The following is a 24,539-nucleotide window of genomic DNA, read 5'->3' on the forward strand; positions in this document are numbered from 1 at the left end:
GATCTGAATCGACGCGTTCTTCCCCCCATTTCTTATGAGGCCTGACATGCAAACAACGATGAATACAGAGTCTCAGATTTCTGATTACTTCATGAACTCTGGCACAGCGCTGACCACTGAAAAACAGGTTATCGCCGCAGTCCATGCCGAACTTGCCCATGCGAAAACCCATGTCTCCGATAAAGACATTGTGCTGGGCCTGATTCACCGCCTGGAGAGTGAGCGTGACGTGGTTAAGCAGGATATTTACCGTCAGGCGCTTGAACATGTTCTGCAGCGCGCTTCGGCGACCAGCGACAGCTAAAAACCTGTGTCTGTTATGAGGGAACGCGAATTAGCATGGATGCTTTTCCCGTCCGGAATCAGCCCCTGTTATGGGGCTTTTTTTATTTCTTCTGCTCTGAATCACTTGTCCCCTTCTCACCGCTAAGATTGCCTGCCCCGCCGGACCAGATATAGCTCCGGAAAACACCGTTTTCGCCATTTATTCAACCTGAAATTCCGGTTAATTGCTGTCGTTTCGCTTTATTTATCCGATATCTGTGTCCAGGCTTTTTCTGCATCCACTGCAAACACAGACGAGGAAAATAATCATGTTTCATCATTCATCAAAACTTCAATTCCCGGTTCGTGTAGAGAAACCCGATCCAGAATTTGCCATGCTGCTCCAGCAGGCCATCGGCGGCGTCGAAGGTGAGATTCGTGTAGCGATGCAATACTTTTTCCAGGCGATGGGCGCGCGCGGTGATGTGCGGATTCGTGATCTGCTGATCTCGACCGCTACCGAAGAGCTGAGCCATATCGAAATGCTGGGCTACGCCGTGGCGCTTAACCTTGAAGGCGCCCCGCTCTCTTACCAGGAAGCGTCAGCGAAAGATCCGGTAGTTAATGCAATTCTGGGTGGAATGAACCCGCGCCATATCCTCTCTTCCGGTCTGGCAGCGATGCCGGTTAACGCCAACGGCATGCCTTTTGATATGAGTCATATCTATGCGTCCGGCAACGTGGCGGCCGATATGCTGGCTAACGTCACCGCAGAAGCCACGGGCCGCGTACTGGCTACCCGCCTCTATAACATGACGGAAGACAAGGGCATGAAGGACTTCCTCTCCTTCCTGATCGCCCGTGACACTATGCACCAGCAGCAGTGGCTGGCGGTGATCGAAGAGATGGGCGGACTGAACGCGTCGCTGCCGATCCCGAACAGCTTCCCGCAGGAGCATGAGGCGCAGGAGCACTCTTACTACTGTCTGAATACTTCGCTGGATAAACCGCTGCCGGAAGGTCGCTGGAGCAGTGGCCCGGCTTACGATGGCCATGGTCAGTTCAGCGCGAAACAGCAGCCAGAGATTCTGGGTGATGAGCCGCTGCTCGGCAATGCGCGTCCCGGTTCTGGTGCGCAGTCAGAGCAGATTGACGGCATTACGTTACCGAAGCCTTAACTGACACAGGCGTGCCGGTCCGGGCCACACCGCGCGGTGTGACCCGGACCGGTTGTTTTACGCTAACGGATTTTTATGGAGGAATATTCATGTCATCGACTCAACGCCCGCAACCCCCTTTTGCCGAACAGCAACAAACGCCACCGGGTAAAACCGCGGCGATGCAGCCTCAGCCCGATCACGGCGAGCAGAGTTATCAGGGCTCCGGCCGCCTCACGGGGAAAAAAGCCATTATTACCGGTGGCGATTCCGGCATTGGCCGGGCTGTCGCCATTGCCTTTGCCCGGGAAGGGGCCGATGTCCTGATCTCCTATCTTGATGAACATGAGGATGCGCAGGATACCGCCCGGCTGGTTGAAGAAGCGGGACAGAAAGCGGTTCTGGTGCCTGGCGATATTACTGAGGCGTCACACTGCAACGCCCTGGTCGATAAAGCCGTCGAAGCCTTTGGTGAGATTAATATTCTGGTGAACAACGCGGCGTATCAGATGACGCGCGAATCGCTGGATGAGATCAGCGACGAAGAGTTTGACCGGACCATGAAGACCAACCTTTACGCGATGTTTTACATCACTAAAGCGGCAACACGGCATATGCCTGCTGGTGGATCGATCATTAATACGGCCTCGATCAATGCTGACCAGCCGAAACCGAAGCTGCTCGCCTACTCCGCCACCAAAGCCGCCATTATTAATTTCTCTGGCGGCCTGGCAGCCTTACTGGCTGAAAAAGGTATCCGTGCCAATGCGGTCGCGCCCGGCCCTATCTGGACGCCACTGATCCCGTCGACCATGCCGGTTGAACAGGTGAAGAACTTTGGCAGCGAAGTGCCGCTGCAGCGTGCCGGTCAGCCTGCTGAACTGGCACCAACCTATGTGATGCTGGCCAGTGACGAAGCCAGCTACATTTCAGGTGCGACCATCGCCGTGACGGGCGGTGTGGCCATTATTTAACGTTCGCCGATTCCCTGGTCGCTTCGGCCAGGGGATTAGCTATTAGCTTCTGTGTTATCCCCCACTGGTAGAGTTGTTCCCGCGCCAGATTCTTCATTTTCACTTCGCACATGATATCGAAATCCTGAAACGACAGTGCCCATGCATTCAGCGTCGGGTTAAAGAAGTAGTCAGAGTGCGCCCGCAGCTTGCTTTTGCTCACGCCCAGCTGCTGCTGATCGGGCCAGCCCTCCTGCGGAATCATCCCCTCCTGCGAAATCGAATAGTGCAGCACCGGCCGCACGCCGCGCCACGAATCGATCACTCTGGCAACACGCGCGTCATCCGGCTGAATAAACTCACTCTCTTTTACCCAGTGATGGTGAATATCCAGCACCACCGGACAGAGCGGTGCTGCCTGCAGCACGTCATCCAGCGAGCAGGAGATCTCATCATTCTCCACCGTCAGCATCCGCCGCGCTTCCGGGCTGAGCTGATTAAACGACCGTTTGAAGCCGTCGAATCCCGCCTTGCCGTTCATATGAATGTTGATTTTAAAATCCTGGAAGGTCTTGCCATATCCCATCAGACAGGCGCAGAGCGTGTGATACTCCACATCCTCCAGCGCGCGCACCACCACATCGGGATTATCGGAGGCGAGCACGGTATATTGTCCTGGATGGAATGAGAGACGGATGTGATGCGCCCGCGCCAGCTCGCCACAGCGGGCAAAGAGCGGATAGAGTTCGGGCAGAAATTCGGTGAACAGTGGCGTGGCCTCGGGAACCGTATAGAGCGGTAACAGATCGCTGCCAATACGCATCATCCTGAGTGGCTCAGGTAAGGTGGCCAGATGCTCAAGCGTCAGGTAGAGATTGTTGAGGTTGGTGACGGTAATCTCATAGATCAGCTGATTGCGTTCATCGTGCGATAAACTCAGAAACCGTTTACGGGTGGTGGCGCGAAACGGGAAAAACTGTTTGCCATCGCTGTTGAGATACTTACATGCAAAGCCTAATTTCATGTCTGCTCCTGATTTATGCTTATCAGAAGTGTAACAGGCCCCTGGCGACCAGCCAGTCGCGGGCCGCAGACTCAGGCTGAATAATTACAGGGAGACTCACTATGCAGGGCCATGAGATCCAGCGCATCGCCATTGAAGCGGCTGAGCGGCTGCCCGCCGCTGAATGCAGCTATCCATTCGGGCCGGAACATCAGGTCTATAAAGTGTGTGGAAAAGTGTTTTTACTGCTGACCGAACTGCGGGGTGTGCCGATTATCACCCTGAAATGCGAACCGCAGCAGGCGGAGCTGCACCGGGTGATCTATCCCTCGATCACCGCCGGTTATCATATGAATAAACGTCACTGGATCACGGTCTATCCCGGTGACGACCTCTCGCCTGGCTTGATTCAGCAGCTGGTAGAGGATTCCTATCAGCGTGTGGTTAAGGGTATACCCGCCTCGCGCCGCCCGGCCTGGGTGGGATAAAACCCGTGGAGGGGATACGTGTGCATCGGAAAGAAAGTTTGCTTGATAGCAGGCAAGATAAATAGCAGGGCCAGCATTATTCTGGCACCTGCCGTCATCTCTCAATCAAAGAGAGATCTGGGGATTTTCAACGCCACAGGCACGGGCATAGCGGGCGAGTGTTTCAACTGTGGCTTTATCTGCGCGACGCTCGGTGCGTGACACTGCCGACGGGCTGACACCGAGCGCCTCCGCGACCTGAGCGCTGGTCATTCCGGCGCTTTCCCGCCATTTGGCTAACTGCTCGCGCAGGTGCTCTGCCCGAACTTCTGCCTCGTAATGTTCGCGAACAGCCGGATCAGATAAAATTTCTTTGCGGGCCGTCGTCCACGCAACTGATTTCTTACTCATCGTTTAACATCTCCTCTAAACGGTGCGCCGCTGCCGTCATGACTGCTGCTGGCGTTTTCTTTGTCTCTTTCACAAAAGCTTTCAGGATAAAAATACGTCTGCCTTTCTGGTAAACATACACCGCTCGCCCAATCTCATTGGCCTTCGCCCTGAGCTCAAAAAAACCCGACCCTAACGGTTTGGTATCCGGCTCTCTCAAATCAGTTCCACGGGCAGCCAGTTTATCTATTTGCCGGGCCAGCTTAGCCCGGAGCATCTCTGGCATTGCCTTAATTTCAGTGAGCGCGTCCTTGTGTATCGTTATCTCAAACATAGATCCTCCGTTGGAGTTAAGTTAACTCATGAGTTAACTTAACTCAAGGATCTATATTTCCTCAAACGGGGGAAATGAATCCAGTCGCTATCCTTGCGAAACAGCTCTGATCTGCGGGGCATCTGACACCGGCCCGGCACTCAGTGGTGCAGCATCTCATCCACGACCTGTGAGTTCATCATCTGGTAAGGATAATAGGTCGGCCAGTTATCCATCTCTGCCAGCAGGGCTTGCTGAGAATCGTTGCCCATAAAGATATGGAAATGGGCAGATTTACGCGGCCCGATGGTGTGGTCGCTGAACTGCACATATTTCGGCGCTTTGCTGCCCGCGTCCTGGCATTCAAACAGGTAGCGCACCCCTTTTTTACCTGAGGCATAGGTCAGGATTTTGTGGCCCGCATACCGGTAGTGGCAGGCGCTGACCTGGTCGCCGATGTGAAACTCCATCACGCCATTTTCAATACCGATGGTATCGACGTCGGTGGCATAGCCTTTGCGGTAATACGCTTTATACTCCTCTGCCGTTTTGCTGTGATCCTGCTGCGCTTTCTTCTGCCAGACCGGGTCCAGTTCGCCGTTTTGCAGCAGCGGATAAACCGACTGCCACAGGCCATCCCAGTCAGCGAGCGGACGATCTTTCACATCGCTGTCAGCAAAAACCCCTTCTGCCGCTTTCTGCTCCAGGGCTGACAGCGGTTTTCCATGTGCATGCGTGCCGTGTGCCAGCGACGGCTGGCTGACTAACAGTGCGCCCAGTAGCCCAATCCATTTACCTGCATGATTCATCAAAGTCTGATACCCCGGTCAACGTTACAAAATGAAATGTTATGATATAACATTTCTAACTTCAACCAAAAGCAGCAAACGCCAGCATTAATTTTATTAATCGGTTAATGCCCTGCATCAGGCAATGAGCGCCTCCTGCGGCGGCAGATTCTGCATCCTCTGAAAGCTCACTTTCCGTATAGCAGGCGCGGGCTGGAACGCCGTTAAGCCAGACGGCACAAGGCATGAATAAGCGAAGCGATAATCCGGATTGAGAGATAAGTGCGCTTTTCTGGCGGACAAAAAAGGCACAGTCGTCACAGTTAAATGCCCGATTTAACCTCAGTATTGTTCAGGTTGTTCTATATTTAGTGTCGTCGAAAGTAAAATAACAGCTGGAGCATGAATTAATGTCGAAAGAAACAGAGAAGAAACCCCTGAGCGAGCGCGCCCCCACCACCGGTCCGGAATCCTCAGAGCCGGGTCTGGGTTCACTGGCACCAAAAGATGGTTCGCATCAGCCCCCAGCCGAACCGACTCCGCCAGGCAAGCAGCCCACCGCCCCAGGCAGCCTGAAAGCGCCTCAGACGCACAACGCCAAACTTGACCAGCTTGAAGCCAGCCGCAAAAACGGCACCGACCGCGCCCTCACCACCAACCAGGGCACACGCATCGCCAACGATCAAAACTCACTGCGTGCCGGTTCGCGCGGTCCGACGCTGCTGGAAGACTTTATTATGCGTGAGAAAATCACGCACTTTGACCATGAGCGTATCCCGGAACGTATTGTTCATGCCCGTGGCTCAGCCGCACACGGCTATTTTCAGCCTTACCGCTCCCTGAAAGATCTGACCAAAGCGCAGTTCCTCAGCGATCCCGAGCAGACCACGCCGGTTTTCGTGCGTTTCTCTACAGTTCAGGGCGGTGCCGGATCGGCTGATACCGTGCGTGACATTCGCGGTTTCGCCGCCAAGTTCTACACCGAAGAGGGTGTCTTTGACCTGGTGGGCAACAACACGCCGGTGTTCTTTATTCAGGATGCGCATAAATTCCCTGACTTTGTGCATGCCGTTAAGCCGGAACCGCATAACGAAATCCCGCAGGGCCAGAGCGCCCATGACACCTTCTGGGATTACGTCTCTCTGCAGCCGGAAACCATGCACAACGTCATCTGGGCGATGTCTGACCGGGGTATTCCGCGCAGCTATCGCACCATGGAAGGCTTTGGTATTCACACCTTCCGCCTGATTAACGCAGAAGGTAAAGCGACCTTTGTCCGTTTCCACTGGAAGCCGGTGGCCGGTAAAGCGTCGCTGCTGTGGGACGAGTCACAGAAACTGACCGGTCGCGATCCCGATTTCCATCGCCGCGATCTGTGGGAAGCCATTGAAGCGGGTGATTTCCCGGAATATGAACTGGGCCTGCAGCTGATCCCGGAAGAGGATGAGTTCAAATTTGACTTCGATATTCTGGATGCCACCAAGCTGATCCCGGAAGCGCTGGTGCCGGTTGAGATTGTCGGCAAGATGGTACTTAACCGTAACCCGGACAACTTCTTTGCTGAAACCGAGCAGGTGGCGTTCCACCCAGGCCATATCGTGCCGGGCCTCGATTTCTCCAACGATCCGCTGCTACAGGGTCGTCTGTTCTCCTATACCGATACGCAGATCAGTCGTCTGGGCGGACCGAACTTCCATGAGATCCCGATCAACCGTCCGACCTGCCCGTACCATAACTTCCAGCGTCAGGGCATGCATCGTCAGGATATCGACACCAATCCGGCGAACTACGAGCCGAACTCGATCAACGATAACTGGCCGCGTGAAACCCCACCTGCTGCAGAAGGCGGCGGCTTCGAGAGCTATCAGGAGCGGATTGAGGGCCATAAAGTGCGCGAGCGCAGCCCCTCATTTGGTGAGTACTATGCGCAGCCGCGCCTGTTCTGGCTGAGCCAGACTGAAGTCGAGCAGCAGCACATCATTGGCGCCTACTCGTTTGAACTGAGTAAAGTGGCGCGTGCTTATATCCGTGAGCGTGTGGTGGATCATCTGGCACGCATCGATACTAAACTGGCGCAGGGCGTGGCGGATAACCTGGGACTCGCTCTGACGGATGAGCAGCTCAACATTCAGCCGCCTGCGCCGGTGAATGGCCTGACTAAAGATGACAGCCTGAGCCTCTACGCCATTCCGGATGGCGAGATCAAAGGTCGCCAGGTCGCACTGCTGCTCAGCGATGGTGTGAAGGCGGCTGATGTGCTGGCGATTTTGCAGGCGCTGAAAGCGGTGGGTGTTCACGCCAAACTGCTGGCTCCGCATATGGGCCAGGTGCGCGCCGATGATGGTTCAGTGCTGCTGGTCGATGCGACGTTCGCCGGTCTGCCCTCTCTGACCTTTGATGCGGTGATGGTGCCGGATGGCAATATCGATGCCCTGCTGCTGAGCGGCGATGCCCGTTACTTCCTGCTGGAAGCCTACAAGCACCTCAAGGTGATTGGTCTGGTGGGCGAAGCGCGCCGCTTTAAAGCGCAGTTTGGTCTGGAAGATGCGGATCAGGAAGAAGGTATTGTGCAGGGCGACTCGGCGGAAAGCGCGCTGATGTCTGAGTTCACTCAGGCGATGAAAGCGCACCGCGTCTGGTCACGCAGCCAGAAGGCACAGTCCGTCCCGGCCTGATGTCAGCGGCATGATGCCGCGTCACAAAATAAAAAACCGCCCTTCGGGGCGGTTTTTTTTATCAGAAGGTCTGCCAGTTATCATTGTCCGCCAGGCGGGCAGGCTGAAGTTTTGGCACGGCAAGGGCTTTCGCCACCGGCGCAGCAGAGAACGCCGCCTTCAGAGTACCGGTTTTGAATACCGATACCGTTTTACGCAGGTAGCTCGCCTGCTCTTCCAGTGAGGCGGCGGCAGTCGCGGACTCCTCCACCAGCGCGGCGTTCTGCTGCGTCACACCATCCATTTCCGAGACCGCTTTGCAGACCTGCTCAATGCCGCGGGTCTGTTCAGTGGAGGAGGCCGCAATCTCTTCGATCAGTTGGGTGACACGACTCACCGACGTCACGATGCTCTCCATCGCGACGCCCGCCTGAGAAGCATGACCGGCACCGGTTTTAATTCGCTCAACTGAGCGGTCGATCAGTCCCCGGATCTCCTGCGCGGCGCTGGCGCTGCGTCCGGCCAGCGAGCGCACTTCACCCGCTACCACTGCAAATCCACGACCCTGTTCACCGGCACGCGCGGCTTCAACGGCGGCGTTCAGCGCCAGAATATTGGTCTGGAAGGCAATACTGTCGATAATGGCGATGATACCGGCGATCTGATTCGAGCTTTCGCTGATCTGATCCATATTGGCGATGACCCGGGCGACAGTCTCACCGCCCTGCATGGCCGTGGCTGAAGCCTCTTTCGCTACCGTGGTCGCCTGCTGCGCATTGTCTGCATTGAGTTTCACCGTTGAGGTGAGCTGCTCCATACTGGCTGCGGTCTGTTCCAGCGCGGCAGCCTGCTGTTCGGTACGGGAAGAGAGATCGGTGCTGCCCGCTGAGATTTCCGCTGCACCGGTAAAGATAGAGCGGGTGGCGTCATCGACCGAGGTAATGGTCACCACCAGCGCATCGCGCATCTGTTGCAGCTCCTGAATCAGCAGGCCCATCTCATTGTGGCCTTCATGCTGAATATCGGAGGTCAGATCACCGCCCGAAATGGCGCGCATATGGCCGGTCAGCCTGCCCAGTGGGCCAATCAGCAATTTCTGCAGCCCAATCCAGACCGCGACCCCAATCACACCGGTAATCAGGCCAATAGTCAGCAGCGCCCAGAGCGCATCCGTCAGGCTACGCTGGTTATGCTCCGAGGACGCTTTCATCAGCTGGATATTCACCGCCCGCCAGGCCTCATAAGCACTGTCGAGCTGGTCCTGCGCCGCCTGCGCTTCAAGGTTGCCATAGCCCGCATAGTTGCCCTGCTTCAGAAAGGTAATCGAGGCCAGCATGGTGTCACGCATCTGCTGGTAGGCGGTCTGCACCTGCGTCGCCTGGGCTTCACCCTGGCCCTCTTTGCGCGGCAGCGCCTGCCAGGCTTTGAAGTCCGCATCGGCAGCAGCAGCAGACTTTCCAGCCTGCTCCAGCAGCGCAGCCATGGCTGCCAGTGATTTTGGATCCTGCTGATTTTTCAGGAAACGGATTGCCACTCGGTTGATGGTGACGCGGGTTTTGATCAGGGTTTTTACCGCGTCACTCAGGTGCTGCTGCTGCAGCGTAAGCTGCTCTGCCGCCACGAAGTTTTTGTCGGCTTTTGAGACGCCGTTATAGAACAGAAATCCGGTCAGGGTCAGTAACGCCACAAAGACCACCAGAACAGCAGCGATACCGTGAGTGATTTTAAGATTTTTAAGCATGTCCGCAGGCTCATATCAGAGGAGATAAAGCTGTTATCGGCCAGCGCGGCGTTTATCTGAGTGTTGCACCAGAGAAGGTAACAATCCGCAGGATGGAGGGTGCTGTCAGCGCGCTATTACGCAAAAAAAGCGGTGCGGCTCAGCCTGAACGCATTCGGCGCTTAACAACCGTCCCCGTGCTGTGGTTGAATTCGCCCCTTATCTTTTTTGCACGTGGTTATCATGCATTACATTCAGAGTCTGATGAGTTTTATTGAGGGAAACAGGATACTGTCGATCAGCTTCAGCCTGTTGCTGCTGATTATGGCCGGGATGGTCACTCACCTGATCTGCAAATTTTTCATCGTCAAAGTGATCAGGAAGGTCTTTTTCAGCAGCCACAAAAAGGGCGTGCCGCTGGATAAAGATGTCCGCCTCTCTCAGAAGCTGTCAAATTTTGTGCCGGTGATTGTGGTCTACAATTTCCTGCAGTTTATGCCGGGCCTGCCTGAAAATCTGAAAGTGGCGATTCAGACCATCTGCGGCATCCTGTTTTTTGTCTATCTGTCGATCTTCTTCAACGAAGTGCTGGAGATTGTTAACAACTCCTATTCGCGCAAATCAAAACGCAAGAATCACTCGATCAAAGGCTATATCCAGATCGGCAAAATTCTGGTGCATATTATTGCCGCGATCATGATTCTGGCGATTATGTCCAACAAGTCGCCGGCGATTATCATCTCCTCGCTGGGTGCGGTCGCCGCGGTGCTGATGCTGATCTTCCAGCATACGCTGCTGTCGCTGGTGGCGAATATTCAGCTCTCCTCTAACGATGTGCTGCAACTGGGCGACTGGATTGAGATGCCGGACAGAAATATCAGTGGTGAAGTGATCGATATTGCTCTGCATACCATCACCATCCGCAACTGGGACAACACCATTTCGCGCATCCCGACCAAGAACTTCCTGACCGAGACCTACACCAACTGGCAGGCGATGTTCTCCTCGGGCGCACGCCGCATCATGCGCAGCTTTTATCTTGACCAGAAGTCGATCACCTTTGTGAATCAGGAGATGCTGCAGGCGATGAGCCAGATCCGCCTCGCTGGCGAATCGATCACTGAGCTGCTGGATGGGCGTGATATCAATGCCGTGGGCGACCGCTGGTTTATGGAGAACGGCATCACCAATCTGATGGTGTTCCGTAAATACCTGACCGCCTGGCTGGCGCAGCGTGACGACATTCAGAAAGAGATGTATATCGTGGTGCGACCGCTGAAACCGTCGCCGGATGGATTGCCGGTGGAGATCTACTGCTTCACCTCCTCTATTTTCTGGGCCGATTATGAAAATACTCAGGCAGCGATCTTTGAGTATATCTACGCGATGGCCCGCCACTTTGAGCTGCAGATTTATCAGCATCCGGCAGGATCCGATTTTGCCCGTCTGGCTCAGCCGCGCCCCGACAGCCGGGATGCACAGCAGAGCGGCGGGCAGTAACCAGAATACGCGGTGGCGATCTGCCGCCGCCGTGATTCACGTTTGCTCAGCGCATTAACTTTTACTCAGCGCATAGTTCAGCACTTTGTCATTTTTCATCTGCACGGTCAGCGTCTGCCCTTCGGTGGTATTCAGGGTGCGCGCCTCGCTGTAGGTCCACTTCAGCAACCGTTGCCCGTCCGGGTAAGGCGTTTCACTGTCAGGCTGACCAAACAGCGCGATCAACTGGGCTTTGGTCGTCTGACCGGCATGAATTTGCTGCAGATTACTGCTGTCCAGCCTGTGTCCGACCCGGTTAGAACAGGCGGAGACCAGCAACAACAACGCGGCTAACAGAACTCTTTTCCTCACGTAACATCCTTCTGAAGTGTTCAGCGCCGCAGGTCATCCGGAGCGACCTGCGCCATCGCGCATAAGCTTATAGCGAATCGGCGCCATCCGGCAGGCTTTTCTGCGCCTGGTTCCTGCTTTCGCCCCGCCGGATGCAGATTCACAGCAATTAACGCAAATTAATGCCTCTCCACCTCCCGCCGCCCTGCGATTGCAACATCTTAGTCTATGATTACTCTCTGTATGCCGCGTGGAAGCGGTCTCACGGCCCGTTTTCCGCCACACCACGCTGAATACCAGTCCGGCTTTCTGACTGAAGAGACGCGCCAGCCCACCTGGCCTCCTGGTCTCGCTGATAGCTTTAAGATTTTTTGACGCTTGCGTCATCGACATCCTTTTCGTGCGGTGGCCACCATCGCGCATTTCCAGGCTAAATGAGGCAACTGAATGGAATCCAAATCTTTTTTTAAAAGTTGGGGCGCTGAACGGGTTGCCAGCGACGAGGTGCGTTTCCGCCTCTGGGCAACCGGTCAGCAACGCGTGACGCTGCGGCTCTCCGGTAAAGACATTGAGATGACGCCGCAGGCTGACGGCTGGTTTGAAACTCAGGTCGCTGGTGTGGCAGCCAATGCCGAATATGATTATGTGCTGGCCGATGGTACAGCGGTGCCCGATCCCGCCGCCCGCGCTCAGAAAGCAGAGGTCAATGGCCCGTCGCTGGTGATCGATCCTGACGCTTATCAGTGGCAGAACACGAGCTGGAAGGGTCGTCCATGGCAGGAGTCGGTGGTCTATGAACTGCACATCGGCACCTTTACGCCTGAGGGCACCTTCCGGGCGGCGATTGAGAAGCTGCCAACGCTGGCTGAAACCGGCATTACCATGATTGAAGTGCTGCCGGTGTCGCAATTCGGCGGGAATCGCGGCTGGGGCTACGATGGCGTGCTGCTCTATGCACCGCATGCCGCCTACGGTACACCCGATGATTTTAAAGCCTTTATTGACGCAGCACACGGCCACGGTCTGTCGGTAGTGCTGGATATCGTGCTGAACCACTTCGGCCCGGAGGGCAACTATCTGCCGCTGCTCTCACCAGACTTCTTCCACAAAGCGCGCCAGACGCCGTGGGGCGCCGGTATCGCCTATGACGTTGATGCGGTGCGCCGCTATATCGTGGAAGCGCCGCTCTACTGGCTGCAGGAGTTTAATCTGGATGGCCTGCGCTTTGACGCCATCGATCAGATTGACGATCCCAGCGACAAGCATGTGCTGATTGACATTGCTGAGCGCATCCGCGCCTCGATTACCGACCGCCCTATTCATCTGACCACCGAAGATTGCCGTAACGTTACCTTCCTGCATCCGCGTGACGAAAACGGGGACGCTCCGCTGTTTACCGGCGAATGGAACGATGACTTCCACAACGCCGTGCATGTGCTGGCAACCGGTGAAAGCCACGCCTATTACCAGGATTTCGCCGACCAGCCGGAACAGCGGGTAGCGCGGGCGCTGGCAGAAGGCTTTGTCTATCAGGGTGAAGTCTCGCCGCAGTCGGGTGAGCCACGCGGCGTGAAAAGCAGCAGCCAGCCGCCGGTCGCCTTTGTCGACTTCATCCAGAACCATGACCAGACGGGCAACCGTGCGCAGGGCGAAAGGCTCATCAGCCTGGCCGGCGCAGAGCGCACCCAGGTGCTGCTGGCGATGTTACTGGTCTCGCCTCATATTCCGCTGCTGTTTATGGGTGAAGAGTATGGCGAAACCCGGCCGTTCCTGTTCTTCACCGATTTCCACGGCGATCTGGCTAAAGCGGTGCGTGAAGGTCGCGCCAGAGAGTTTGAAGGCCATGCCGGTCACGGCGAAACTGTGCCGGATCCCAACGATGTCACCACCTTTGAACAGTCGAAGCTTAACTGGCAGCGAACAGAAACGCCGGAAGGTCAGCAGTGGCTGGCGCTGACGCGTCAGCTGCTGGCCCTGCGTCAGCAACATATCGTGCCGCTGCTGCAGACTGCCGGTGGCGATGCCGGTCAGGTGGTGAAAACGGCGGAAGGTTTCCTCGCGGTGCGCTGGGACTTCCCGCAGGGCACGCTGTCACTGGCGCTGAACGTCGGTGACAGCACACAGCCGATCCCCGATCTGCCAGGCGAAACGCTGTTTGCCTGGCCGCAGGCCGCCAGCGAACTGATTCCCAACGCTATCGTGGTGCGCCTGGCTAAGAGAGAAGCAGAATGAATATTCCAACCGCAACGTACCGCATCCAGTTCCGCAATGGCATGACGTTTGACCGTGCGGCGGCGCTGGTGCCCTACCTGAAACAGCTGGGTATCAGCCATCTTTACGCGTCGCCGATCTTCAGCGCTACCGCTGAATCGACCCACGGCTACGACGTGACCGACGTTAACCAGATCGAGCCGTCGATTGGCGGCCGTGAAGGATTTGATCGTATGGCTGCCGCGCTGAAAGCGGCCGGGCTGGGGCTGATCCTCGACATCGTGCCTAACCATATGGCCGCCTCGCTGGAGAACCCGTGGTGGCGCGACGTCATTGAGCATGGCGAACAGAGCCGCTATGCGCATTACTTCGATATCGACTGGTCACGCCGCCTGACGCTGCCGTTCCTCGGTGACACCTTTGAGGCGGTGCTGGCCAACGGCGAGATCAGCGTGAAGCGCGATCCGCAGACCGGCAAACCGGCGCTGGCCTACTTCGACAATGTCTATCCGCTGGCACCTGATACCTGGCAGGATCGGGAAGAAGCGGTGCTCGCCTTGCGCGACGCGGCAGAGATTGCTGAACTGCATGACCAGCAGCCGTGGCGGCTGATGTCGTGGCGCGATGCGCCCAACGATCTCTCCTACCGCCGCTTCTTTGAAGTGACCGGTCTGGTAGGCGTGCGCGTGGAAGACAAAACGGTCTTTGATGCCGCGCATCAGCTGATCCTGGAACTGGTTCACAGCGGTGCGGTGCAGGGCTTACGCGTCGACCACGTGGATGGCCTGGCCGATCCGCACGGCTATCTGGAACAGTTACGCCAGGCTGCCGGTCCCGACTGCTATCTCACCGTGGAGAAAATCCTGGGTGACAATGAACAGCTGCCTGATGCATGGCCGGTTTCCGGCACCACCGGATATGAATTTATGGCCGCACTCGCCAATCTGCTGGTCGACAGCGATCAGCTGAGCGGACTGCGCAAAGCGTATCAGGCCGTCATCGGTAAAACCGTTGATATGAAAGCGGAGCTGCGCGCCGCCAAACTGCTGATGGCAAACCGCAATTTTGCCGGTGAATTTAACCGGTTACTGCAGCTGGCACTGAAGATTGCCGACGCAGAAGGCACGCCACAGCCGGAAGCGGAACTGAAGAATGCGCTGCGTGAACTGCTGGTGGCGTTCCCGGTCTATCGCACCTACGGTACGCCGCAGGGCCTGACCCCAGCCGACACCGCGCTGTTGCAACAGGTGGTCAGCGAGGTGAAAGCCAGTGCCCATGCGCCCGACAGTCAGGCGCTTGATTTCCTGACCCATATTCTGCGCGCAGAGGTTGCCGACTCCGCTCGCGACGATGCCACGCAATTCCGCACCCGCTTCCAGCAGCTGACCGGACCGCTGATGGCGAAATCGGTGGAAGATACCCTCTTCTTCCGTCAGCACATGGCGCTGGCGCTGAATGAAGTCGGCGCTGAACCGCTGGCGCGCCACTTCTCGCTGGATCAGTTTCACGCTGAAATGCAGGCGCGGCGCGAACATCAGCCCGATGCGCTGTCGGGCACCTCTACGCACGACACCAAGCGCGGTGAAGATGCGCGTGCGCGACTCTATACCCTTACCGAAGCGCCGCAACGCTGGGCGGAATGCGTCAACCGCTGGCGGGAGATGAACCACGATCAGGTCGTACGTCTGAAAGATGGTCCGGCACCCGAACCGGCCGTGGAGTGGATGCTGTATGAAGCGCTGGCGGGCGTCTGGCCAACCACCCTGCAGCCGCAGGATGCGGAAGGTCTGGCGGCGCTGGAAGCACGCTTTGTGGTTTATGTGGAAAAAGCGCTGCGTGAAGCCAAGCTGCGTACCGACTGGGCCGACAATAACGACGCCTATGAGGAGGCAGTGCTGGGCTATGCCCGTCACCTGCTTGCGCCCGCCAGCAGCACCTTCCTCAGTGACTTCTGCCAGTCGCTGCAACCCTTTATGCGTGCCGGTCTGGTCAACAGTCTGACCCAGACTGTGGTGAAGCTTACGGCGCCTGGCGTACCCGATATTTATCAGGGCAGCGAGGCGCTGGACTTCAGCCTGGTCGATCCGGATAACCGCCGCGAACCCGATTTCGACGCGCTGGCGGCGATGCTTAACGCGCCACAGCACGACGGCAGTGAGGCGCACTGGCTGCGCGGTCAGGTCAATCAGCAGGCGATTGTGAAGCTGCTGACACTGCGTCAGCAGCAGCCTGCCCTGTTCCGCCACGGTGACTATCTGGCACTGTCGGCAGAGGGCGAGCAGCAGAATAATGTGCTGGCCTTTGCCCGCACCGGACAGGATCAGGCGGTGATAGTGGTTGTGTCACGCCGGGTCTTTAACCAGCTGCCGGAGAATCTCGACCAGCCGCCCGCTGCACGCTGGGCTGACACGGTCATTGCGCTGCCCACCGCACTGGGCCAGCGCCGCTACCAGGATGTGCTGACCGGTAAAACGGTGGCTGCGGGCGACCATCTGCCGCTTACCGGGCTGGCATCGCAGTGGTGTGCCGTGCTGGTGGCAGAGTGAATTCCGGAAAGAACTTTTTTTATTACGCGTCAATCTGTTCATTGAATAACGAGGCATAAATGTCAAACAGTCAGCGTTTTGAAATTACGGCGGGATACAGCCATTTACTGGGGGCCAACTTTGATGGTCAGGGCGTGAACTTCGCTCTGTTCAGCGCCCACGCCGAGCGGGTTGAACTCTGTCTGTACGATCCCAGCGGTAAAACGGAAATTGCCCGTCTCGAGCTACCGGAATATACCCATGAAGTATGGCACGGCTATATTCCGGGCCTGCAGCCCGGCGCGCTTTATGGCTATCGCGTTTATGGCCCTTATGACCCGGAAAATGGTCATCGCTTTAACCCGAACAAGCTGCTGCTCGATCCCTACGCCCGTGAACTGGCGGGAGACATCGCGTGGAACGAGGCGCACTTCGCTTACGATCTCTATCATGACGATAAAGATCTGACCTTCGACAGCCGCGACAGCGCGCCGTTTACGCCAAAGTGCCGGGTGATCGATCCCAACGAATTCGACTGGCAGGATAAAAACCGCCCGAATGTGCCGTGGCCGAAAACCGTCATCTATGAAACCCACGTTAAGGGCTTCACGCAGCTCAACACCGCCCTGCCACCTGAAATGCGTGGCACCTTTGACGGCATGAGCCACAAATCGACTGTCGACTACATCAAAAGCCTGGGCATTACCTCGGTCGAACTGCTGCCGGTACACTGGTTCCCGGATGACCAGCACCTGCTGGATAAAGGGCTGAAAAACTTCTGGGGATATAACACGCTGAACTTCTTTGCCCCCGCCACCCGCTACTTCGGGCCGCGCGGCATTCAGGGCTTCCGTGACATGGTGCGAGCCTTCCATGATGCCGGTATTGAGGTGATCCTCGACGTGGTCTACAACCACACTGCCGAGGGGAATGAGCTGGGGCCAACGCTGTCGTTTAAAGGCATCGATAACTTCTCCTATTACCGTACGTTGCCAGACCAGCATCGCTATTACATCAACGACACTGGTACCGGTAATACCGTCAACACCTCGCATCCGCGTGTGCTGCAGATGGTGCTCGATTCGCTGCGTTACTGGTCAGAATCAATGCATATCGACGGCTTCCGTTTCGATCTGGGTACCATTCTCGGTCGCGAGCCTGATGGTTTTGACCCGCGCGGCGGCTTCTTCGATGCCATCATGCAGGACCCGGTCCTGTCGCAGAAAAAGCTGATTGGTGAACCCTGGGATATCGGTCCGGGCGGCTATCAGGTGGGCAGCTTCCCGCCAGGCTGGGCAGAATGGAACGATCAGTATCGCGATACGGTGCGTGACTACTGGAAAGGCAACAACGTCTCCACAGACTTTGCTGCCCGCCTGCTGGGTTCCGGCGATCTCTACGATCAGCACGGTCGTCGTCCATGGGCCAGCGTCAACTTTATCACCGCGCACGATGGCTTCACCCTCAACGATCTGGTGTCGTACAACGACAAACATAACGAGGAGAATGGCGAAGACAACAACGACGGCCACAACGACAACCGCTCTTACAACTACGGGGTTGAAGGCCCGACCGATGATGAAGGCATCAACGCGGTGCGTGAGCGTCAGAAGCGCAACTTCCTCGCCACGCTGATCTTCTCACACGGTACGCCAATGCTGCTGGCGGGCGACGAGTTTGGCCGCAGCCAGATGGGCAACAACAATGGCTACTGCCAGGACAGCGAAATCTCCTGGGTACATTGGGATAACCTGCCGGAATCTGCCGAGGCGCTGCGCGAGTTCACCCGCCAGATCCTGACGTTACGTGCTCAGCAGCCGTTGCTGCGTCGTGAAAACTGGCGTGATGGCATGGATATCAAATGGTTTAACGCCGGTGGCGGCTTCCAGCAGGCTGAGCAGTGGGACGAAGGCTCAACGCTGGGGGTTTATATCGGCCGACCGGACCTCCAGACCGAGGAAGGCATCTGGCACGACGTCCTGATGCTGTTCAATCCGTTTGAAGGCAATGTACCGTTCCAGATCCCGCAGTTTGGTGAAGGCGGCTGGGTGCTGGAACTGACCACCAGCGACACCGCGAAGCGCGGTCTGGTGATCACCAAAGAGAAGGATTTTGAACTGGAAGGACGCAGCTTCGCCCTGTTCAGACGTCCATAGCCGCTCACCCGGTTAAAAAGCAGTCATCTGGCGCAGCGCATTTCGCGCTGCGCTTGTGTTTCTGGCGATCGCTGCCAGGCTTAACCGGTTGTTAACAGTGAGAATTGATGCTGAAAAGGAGGCATAATGTCCAGATTTACGCAGAAAGTTGTGGTTGTGACAGGTGCCGGATCCGGCATTGGCGAAGCCAGCGCAAAACGCTTCGCTGAAGAGGGTGCATCAGTGGTGCTGGTGGGCCGTACCGCGCAGAAACTGGAAGAGACGCTGGCCGACATGACGCCAGGCGATCACCTGGTGGCTGCCTGCGACGTCTCAGAAGCCGCACAGGTTAAACAGCTGTCAGAAACCGTGCTGAAGAAGTATGGCCGTGTTGACGTGCTGGTAAATAATGCCGGCGTCATCGTGCAGGGCCGCATTCATGAAGTCGATCTCGACGCATGGAAAACCCTGATGAAAACTGACCTTGATGGGGTCTTCCACGGCGTACACTATTTCATGCCTGCCCTGTTAAAGAGCAAAGGCAACGTGGTTAACATCTCTTCCGTTTCCGGCTTAGGCGGCGACTGGGGTATGAGCATCTACAACGCGGCTAAAGGGGCGATTACCAACTTCACCCGTGCGCTGGCGATGGACTACGGCGCAGATGGCGTACGGGTCAATGCAATCTGTCCCGGCTTTACCTTTACCGATCTGACCGAAGATGCCAAACAGGATCAGGCGCTGCTGGATCGCTTTTACGACCGTATTCCACTGCGCCGGGCCGGTGAAGCGGATGATATCGCCCGTGCCATTCTCTTTATTGCCAGCGATGAAGCCAGTTATATTACCGGCGTTAATCTGCCGGTCGATGGCGGAATTACCGCTTCAAATGGCCAGCCTAAACAGGCTTAAATAAAGAACAGGGCAGCGTCTTTACGCTGCCTTTTTTTATTCTAACCGGCCCGCAGCATTAATTCCCTTTATTATCCTTCTGCCACAGCAGAACAATAACTGCCTGCATACAAATTAATGTTTTGGCGTATGGCGGGTTGGCGTTGCCGCGCGTGCCGGTTTAATTGCCGTGCTGCTGCTGGTCGGGCAAATAAAAGTGCTGAGGCAGGCATTACAGAGTATGGCATTAGCGTGATGGACTTTCGCCACGGCCAGCGCCTGCTGGCGGGTATAAAGCGAACCAATAAAAACGCGTTTATCGTTCTTTGACAGATTAACGCAACCTTCTTTGTGTAAAATCCATCCACCCATGGGACGCGGGCACAGATAATAGTAGCTGGCTTTGAGCATGGTAGTCATCCTGATAGTTGCTGTATGTATCTTAAAAAACGAACCAAAATTCGTAAGAGGTTTTTTTTGTAATCTGAAGCTTTATTAAACTAACTGAGAATTATCCCTAAAACCACTTTATTGCGTGAGTCTGGCTGACTTTGAGAATATGCCCTTTTTCATTGCTTATGTCGCTTCAGGCATTCCACGCGCTGTAACGCCCTCACCCTCTCTGTCGCCCCGCTTACATTTATACTGCTAATGCATCATTAAAAAAGCAAAAAACAAAATAAAACTTAAAAAACAACAGATTATAAAATAAACCCGCGCACCAGGGGTGACGCGCTACTCAGATATGATTAGAGCAGAAGCTGAAAAATATCACCCCCGCAGGGGTATTTATGAGTATTGATAAACTGAACCTGAATAAGAGTGAAAGCGGTGCACAGCGTGCCTTTAAGCGGAACGCCAGCTCCCCTGGCATCAGGGATTTATCAATACCAGCGGGCGTAATTAACAGCGACCGGCTTGAAAAAGTAAAACGATCGGTTTACTTTTAAAGCATGAAAAAGAGAAACGATATCATCCAGGCCGCCGAGCGGCTCTTCTACACCCACGGTTTCCACGCCACCAGCACCGACAATATCTGTCGCGAAGCGGGCGTCTCTACCCGCACGCTTTATCATCACTTCGCCTCACGCGAAGCGCTGACCGCAGCGGTACTCGACGCGCGCGAGCAGCGCTTTATGGCCGATCTGCTGCCACCGCAACAGCCTGATGCGATAGCGCATCTGTTCAGGGTGCTGGGCGAGTGGACGGCAGCGAACGGTGCCCGTGGCTGCTTCTTTCTTAAAGCCTGGGGAGAGTATGCCGAGCGGGACAGCGAACTGGCCGCTCAGGCGCTGGCCTTCCGGACCACGATGCGGGCTTATATCACCCATTGTGTGACGCATCTGCGCGGTGCTGAAGACAAGTCGCTGAGCGATGCTATCTGGATACTCTTTGAGGGTGCCATTACCACGGCACTGATTACCGGTCCCGCCGCTGCTCAACAGGCGGCGCAGGTCGTCAGTCAGTTGCTTCAGAACAGGGCGACAGGATGAGATCGCCCATCGCGCTGGCGCTGACCGGCTTCAGCCTGATCGCCGTGACCTATGGCATGGCGCGCTTCTCATGGGGATTGATGCTGCCCGCTATCTCAGCGGAGATCCCCTTCAACCCGCAGCAGGCGGGTATGCTGTCAGCCTGCAGCTTTGTGGCATATTGCCTCACCATTCTTACCGCAGCCGCGCTGGCGGATCGCTATGGCACCCGGCTGACGGCGCTGCTGGCCTCACTCAGTGCGACGGCGGGTCTGCTGCTGCTCGCCTGTGCCTCATCAACGCTGCTGCTGGCGGCCGGACTCTTTATTGCCGGATTGAGTGCCGGTCTGGCTTCACCTGCCCTGGCGGCGGCGGTCAGCGATCGAATCCCTGCTGCGGGTCAGCCGCGCATCAATACCCTGATCAATGCCGGCACCAGCGCGGGCATTATCCTGACGGTGGTCATCCTGAGCGTTCTGCCCGGCGGCTGGCGTGCCGCCTGTCTGCTGTTCGCTCTGCTGTCGCTGGCCTGTGTGCTGCCGGTGATGCGCGTGTTATCGGGTCACGCCGCCAGTCGCCCCACCAGAGTGCGTCACTGGCACCAGCGGCTGTATCGCCGCTCCATGCATCGGCTGATGAGTATTGCCTTGATTTCGGGTCTGGTCAGTGCAGCCTGGTGGAGCTTTGGGTCAGCGCTGCTGCGACAGCATGTCGGTGTTGATGAGGAGACCGCCCGCTTACTCTGGCTGATTGCCGGAGGCGCAGGCATCGTGGGTGCGGCAACCGGGCCGGTCGCTGCCCGTATCGGGCTGAAGGGTGTATACCGGCTCTCACTGTGCGGGATGGCAGTGCCACTGCTGGTGCTGGCCTGGAGTCGGGGCGAATCCACCGGCTTAGCGATCGCGGTTGCCTGCTGTGGCGCAGGTTACGTCACGCTATCGGGCGTGCTGCTGGTGTGGGGCGCACGCGCCACTGCTGAAGATCCGGCGACCGGCGTCGGCATCCTGTTTTTTATGCTGGCGGTGGGCCAGGTAGCGGGATCGCTGCTGTTTGGTCAGCTCTACGCCTCTTTGGGAGCCAGTACGGCATTGACGCTGTTTGCGGTCAGCGCCCTGCTGTTGCTGTTTATTGCGCCCGCGCAGAACAGCAGCGAGTCGGGTAAATAAGCAGGCGTAAACGAATGGGTTGGCAGAAAACAGGGAAGGTAAAATAGCGTCGATGCTATTTACCAGACAGTGCCAATATTATCGCCCGGGGAATGAGGAAATATTACGCAGGTGTTATGGCTGAAGCGATAAGCTCATCGCGGATGCCATTCAGATCGCGCGGATATTTTTAATGCGTGGATTTATTTTCTGCTGAAGCAAATCTTCTTCGGGACCCAGATAATAAGGCACAGCACACTGCTTACCATCTTTGGTAAAAATAATCTGGTTATCATGCAGGAATAACGCAGTAAAATGGCCCAGTACCACACCATTTAATTCAAAGCAGTGATTTCTTGCTGCACGCAGCCCCTGCTTACTATTCAGAAAATCAACAAATCGCATCACGCTGCGCCTCCAGTTAATAAATCAACCCCATCAGAACCGCGAAGATAATAGCCTTAATGCCGGCCCGGATCATCCGGCTGACGCTGTTTTCAGAATAGGCTTAATTACCATTCAGTAGTGGCACTAAACAGGGATGATTTTTATCCGTTTCCTGCCAGGAATAATCCTGGCGAATGACGCACTCATAAAATTTCATGAGCGCGTAATATTTATATTGCGCCCTCACATCGCCCGCTATACCGTTGTTTTTCCACCAGGTGCAGACTTTCGGGGCAAAACCGCATAATGGAAATTTTTGAGGCAGATGAACGCCACATCATGGCGATTCAGCAGATCTACGCCTGGCATGTCCTTAACGGCACAGGCTCATTTGAGACAGTGCCGCCCGACGCGGCAGAGATTGGCGAGCGGATGCGGAAGATTCAGCAGGCGGGCCTGCCGTGGTTTATCGCTGTCAGCGACGGAGAAGTACGTGGGTTCTGCTATCTGACGCCTTATCGCCCGCGCCATGCCTACCGGCATACGCTGGAGGACTCAATTTATATCGATCCCGGATTTCAGAAGCGCGGAGCCGGTTCGCGCCTGTTAAACCATGCAATCCGCTGGGCTGAGCAGGCAGGGTTCCGCCAGCTGATCGCCAACGTCGGCGACAGCGAGAACCAGGGCTCGATTGCCGTACATCGCGCCGCAGGCTTTGAGATGACAGGTATCCTGCGCTCGGTGGATTTCAAACAGGGTCGCTGGCTGGATACTGTTTTTATGCAGCGCTCTCTGGGAACGGGCGATACCACGCTGCCGGTTGATTAAAACAGAGTCAGAGTGAGAAAGACGTACTGGCCCTCGTTTTCCCCGGAAGAAGCTTCTGGTAAGGTGCCATAACAAAAAATAAAAAATTCCGGAAACCTTTATGTTGTCGACAATCATCTATCGCAGCCACATTACTGAACATGTGCCGCTTGAGATCCTGAATGGTTTGGCGCGGAAAGCGAATAAAATCAATAAATCCTCCAGCGTCACCGGAATTTTATTATTCAATGGCACGCATTTTTTCCAGCTGCTGGAAGGTCCGGAGGCGGCGGTCAATGCAGTTTACAGCCGGATTTGCCAGGATCCACGCCACCATAATCTGGTCGAACTGCTGCGCGATTACGCCCCGGCACGCCGTTTTGGCCACGTCGGTATGGAGCTGTTCGATCTGCGGCTGCATGATAAAGAGACGGTACTGGAGGCGGTGCTGGCAAAATGCACCACAAAGTATCAGCTGACCTATGCCGATCGCGCACTGCAGTTCCTGCGCACTTTTGTCGAAGCGCGGGAAAAAGAGAACTATTTTGAGATCCCGGCCGCCAGCGGCTGGACGTTTATCCGTGACGAGTCAGAACAGCGTGAAGGCAACGCATCGCTGGTGGCTGCGGATGAGGTCAGCTTTGCTTTTCAGCCGATCGTTGACCCCTTCGCCTGCGAAATCGTCTCGCTGGAAGCGCTGCTGCGCGGCCCGCAGGGTGAACCGCCGCTCGACTATTTTGCCCGACTGTCACGTGAGCAGCTCTATCAGCTCGATCTGAGGTCGAAAAAGATCGCCTTCGCCCAGGCGAAGCAGCTGGGGATTGAGGGCATGACTCTGTCGATCAATCTGCTGCCGATGACGCTGGTGGAAGTGCCCGACGCCGTCCCGTTTTTGCTGGATGAGATAGCTGCGCAGGGACTGGTGCCAGAGCAGATCATGGTTGAATTCACCGAGAATGAAATTATCTCGCAGCCTGAGGCCTTTGAAGCCGCCATCAGGCAGCTGAAGGCGGCCGGCATCAGCCTGGCGCTGGATGATTTCGGTGCCGGTTTTGCCGGCCTGTCGCTGCTGACGCGCATTCAGCCTGACAAGATTAAAATCGACCGAACCATCATCGCTGATGTGCATAAAAGTGGGCCGAAGCAGGCGATCATTCATGCCATTCTGAAATGCTGCTCCTCGCTGGAGATCGGTGTTATCGCCGAGGGCATTGAACAGCCGGAAGAGTGGATGTGGCTTGAAGCGGCAGGCGTGACCCAGTTTCAGGGCTTTCTGTTCTCAAAACCTGTACTCAATGGCGTTGCGGCCGTAGCCTGGCCGGAGCTGATCTGACCGCCTCTGCGATTTGGATGAATTTGCGATTTCCTGCCTTGCTGGATCACCCGGCGGCTGCTAAATAATTAACAGCCCCGGGGGATCATCTTTC

Annotated in this window: 22 protein-coding genes; 14 read left to right on the forward strand and 8 right to left on the reverse strand. The window is 56.2% G+C overall.

Annotation, left to right across the window (positions count from 1 at the left end; translation table 11 throughout):
* Window positions 1-46: 46 nt before the first annotated feature.
* The 3 genes from OK412_RS09180 to OK412_RS09190 all read left to right on the forward strand — a co-directional run bounded on the left by OK412_RS09180 (window position 47) and on the right by OK412_RS09190 (window position 2,395).
* Window positions 47-304 (forward strand): biofilm development regulator YmgB/AriR family protein, encoded by a 258-nt coding sequence (locus tag OK412_RS09180; protein WP_022625723.1) that lies wholly within the window; start codon window positions 47-49, stop codon window positions 302-304.
* Between the two features lie 289 nt (window positions 305-593).
* Entirely contained in the window at window positions 594-1,442 is an 849-nt protein-coding gene (locus tag OK412_RS09185; RefSeq protein WP_264353099.1) for a manganese catalase family protein, read from the forward strand.
* An 89-nt stretch (window positions 1,443-1,531) separates the two neighbouring features.
* On the forward strand, window positions 1,532-2,395 hold the full coding sequence (locus OK412_RS09190; RefSeq protein ID WP_264353100.1) for a glucose 1-dehydrogenase: 864 nt from the start codon (window positions 1,532-1,534) through the stop codon (window positions 2,393-2,395).
* Here OK412_RS09190 and OK412_RS09195 read toward each other — a convergent pair.
* Window positions 2,388-3,398 (reverse strand): UV damage repair endonuclease, encoded by a 1,011-nt coding sequence (locus OK412_RS09195; protein ID WP_010245480.1) that lies wholly within the window; start codon window positions 3,396-3,398, stop codon window positions 2,388-2,390. The genes OK412_RS09190 and OK412_RS09195 overlap by 8 nt on opposite strands.
* 101 nt (window positions 3,399-3,499) lie before the next feature.
* Here OK412_RS09195 and OK412_RS09200 point away from each other — a divergent pair, with 101 nt between their 5' ends.
* Window positions 3,500-3,865 (forward strand): MmcQ/YjbR family DNA-binding protein, encoded by a 366-nt coding sequence (locus OK412_RS09200; protein ID WP_031591491.1) that lies wholly within the window; start codon window positions 3,500-3,502, stop codon window positions 3,863-3,865.
* A gap of 105 nt (window positions 3,866-3,970) precedes the next feature.
* Here OK412_RS09200 and OK412_RS09205 read toward each other — a convergent pair whose 3' ends face one another.
* From OK412_RS09205 to zinT, 3 genes are all read right to left on the reverse strand, one after another.
* Window positions 3,971-4,255: a helix-turn-helix domain-containing protein gene (locus tag OK412_RS09205; protein WP_010245485.1), complete on the reverse strand. Its 285-nt coding sequence runs from the start codon at window positions 4,253-4,255 to the stop codon at window positions 3,971-3,973.
* Window positions 4,248-4,568, reverse strand: a complete 321-nt coding sequence (locus OK412_RS09210) for a type II toxin-antitoxin system RelE/ParE family toxin (RefSeq protein ID WP_010245489.1) — start codon at window positions 4,566-4,568, stop codon at window positions 4,248-4,250. The genes OK412_RS09205 and OK412_RS09210 overlap by 8 nt, the downstream gene beginning before the upstream one ends.
* Window positions 4,569-4,708: 140 nt before the next feature.
* Complete coding sequence (gene zinT / locus OK412_RS09215) at window positions 4,709-5,356, reverse strand: metal-binding protein ZinT (protein WP_157352883.1); 648 nt, start codon at window positions 5,354-5,356, stop codon at window positions 4,709-4,711.
* Between the two features lie 389 nt (window positions 5,357-5,745).
* Here zinT and katE point away from each other — a divergent pair, with 389 nt between their 5' ends.
* The gene (gene katE / locus OK412_RS09220; protein WP_033779262.1) at window positions 5,746-8,010 is read left to right on the forward strand and encodes a catalase HPII; all 2,265 of its coding nucleotides are present in this window, start codon (window positions 5,746-5,748) and stop codon (window positions 8,008-8,010) included.
* Between the two features lie 61 nt (window positions 8,011-8,071).
* Here the strand turns inward: katE and OK412_RS09225 are convergent, their stop codons facing one another.
* A complete protein-coding gene (locus OK412_RS09225) occupies window positions 8,072-9,730 on the reverse strand; it encodes a methyl-accepting chemotaxis protein (RefSeq protein WP_264353101.1) in 1,659 nt (552 codons plus the stop codon).
* A gap of 222 nt (window positions 9,731-9,952) precedes the next feature.
* Between OK412_RS09225 and OK412_RS09230 the strand changes: the two genes are divergently transcribed.
* Window positions 9,953-11,209, forward strand: a complete 1,257-nt coding sequence (locus OK412_RS09230) for a mechanosensitive ion channel family protein (RefSeq protein ID WP_045140400.1) — start codon at window positions 9,953-9,955, stop codon at window positions 11,207-11,209.
* A gap of 54 nt (window positions 11,210-11,263) precedes the next feature.
* Here the strand turns inward: OK412_RS09230 and OK412_RS09235 are convergent, their stop codons facing one another.
* The gene (locus OK412_RS09235; RefSeq protein WP_033767119.1) at window positions 11,264-11,560 is read right to left on the reverse strand and encodes a hypothetical protein; all 297 of its coding nucleotides are present in this window, start codon (window positions 11,558-11,560) and stop codon (window positions 11,264-11,266) included.
* A 426-nt stretch (window positions 11,561-11,986) separates the two neighbouring features.
* On the opposite strand from OK412_RS09235, the gene treZ reads away from it, so the two are divergent.
* The 4 genes from treZ (at window position 11,987) to OK412_RS09255 (ending at window position 19,322) form a co-directional block, all read left to right on the forward strand.
* Window positions 11,987-13,771: a malto-oligosyltrehalose trehalohydrolase gene (treZ, locus tag OK412_RS09240; RefSeq protein ID WP_264353102.1), complete on the forward strand. Its 1,785-nt coding sequence runs from the start codon at window positions 11,987-11,989 to the stop codon at window positions 13,769-13,771.
* The gene (gene treY / locus OK412_RS09245; RefSeq protein WP_264353103.1) at window positions 13,768-16,296 is read left to right on the forward strand and encodes a malto-oligosyltrehalose synthase; all 2,529 of its coding nucleotides are present in this window, start codon (window positions 13,768-13,770) and stop codon (window positions 16,294-16,296) included. The genes treZ and treY overlap by 4 nt, the downstream gene beginning before the upstream one ends.
* Before the next feature lie 59 nt (window positions 16,297-16,355).
* Window positions 16,356-18,431: a glycogen debranching protein GlgX gene (glgX, locus tag OK412_RS09250; protein ID WP_163637116.1), complete on the forward strand. Its 2,076-nt coding sequence runs from the start codon at window positions 16,356-16,358 to the stop codon at window positions 18,429-18,431.
* Window positions 18,432-18,557: 126 nt separating this feature from the next.
* Window positions 18,558-19,322 (forward strand): SDR family NAD(P)-dependent oxidoreductase, encoded by a 765-nt coding sequence (locus tag OK412_RS09255; protein WP_264353104.1) that lies wholly within the window; start codon window positions 18,558-18,560, stop codon window positions 19,320-19,322.
* Window positions 19,323-19,436: 114 nt separating this feature from the next.
* Here the strand turns inward: OK412_RS09255 and OK412_RS09260 are convergent, their stop codons facing one another.
* Window positions 19,437-19,712, reverse strand: a complete 276-nt coding sequence (locus tag OK412_RS09260; protein WP_010670051.1) for a hypothetical protein — start codon at window positions 19,710-19,712, stop codon at window positions 19,437-19,439.
* A 542-nt stretch (window positions 19,713-20,254) separates the two neighbouring features.
* Between OK412_RS09260 and OK412_RS09265 the strand changes: the two genes are divergently transcribed.
* Window positions 20,255-20,794 (forward strand): TetR/AcrR family transcriptional regulator, encoded by a 540-nt coding sequence (locus OK412_RS09265; RefSeq protein WP_122458583.1) that lies wholly within the window; start codon window positions 20,255-20,257, stop codon window positions 20,792-20,794.
* On the forward strand, window positions 20,791-21,939 hold the full coding sequence (locus OK412_RS09270; RefSeq protein WP_191921227.1) for an MFS transporter: 1,149 nt from the start codon (window positions 20,791-20,793) through the stop codon (window positions 21,937-21,939). The genes OK412_RS09265 and OK412_RS09270 overlap by 4 nt, the downstream gene beginning before the upstream one ends.
* A gap of 150 nt (window positions 21,940-22,089) precedes the next feature.
* Here OK412_RS09270 and OK412_RS09275 read toward each other — a convergent pair whose 3' ends face one another.
* Complete coding sequence (locus OK412_RS09275) at window positions 22,090-22,323, reverse strand: hypothetical protein (RefSeq protein ID WP_010670048.1); 234 nt, start codon at window positions 22,321-22,323, stop codon at window positions 22,090-22,092.
* Window positions 22,324-22,611: 288 nt separating this feature from the next.
* Between OK412_RS09275 and OK412_RS09280 the strand changes: the two genes are divergently transcribed.
* Both OK412_RS09280 and OK412_RS09285 read left to right on the forward strand, forming a co-directional pair.
* Window positions 22,612-23,133: a GNAT family N-acetyltransferase gene (locus OK412_RS09280; protein WP_264353105.1), complete on the forward strand. Its 522-nt coding sequence runs from the start codon at window positions 22,612-22,614 to the stop codon at window positions 23,131-23,133.
* 100 nt (window positions 23,134-23,233) lie between these two features.
* Window positions 23,234-24,445 (forward strand): diguanylate phosphodiesterase, encoded by a 1,212-nt coding sequence (locus tag OK412_RS09285; RefSeq protein ID WP_022625735.1) that lies wholly within the window; start codon window positions 23,234-23,236, stop codon window positions 24,443-24,445.
* The last annotated feature ends 94 nt before the right edge of the window (window positions 24,446-24,539 follow it).

Source organism: Pantoea sp. JV6, assembly GCF_025910055.1.
Lineage (GTDB): Bacteria > Pseudomonadota > Gammaproteobacteria > Enterobacterales > Enterobacteriaceae > Pantoea > Pantoea agglomerans.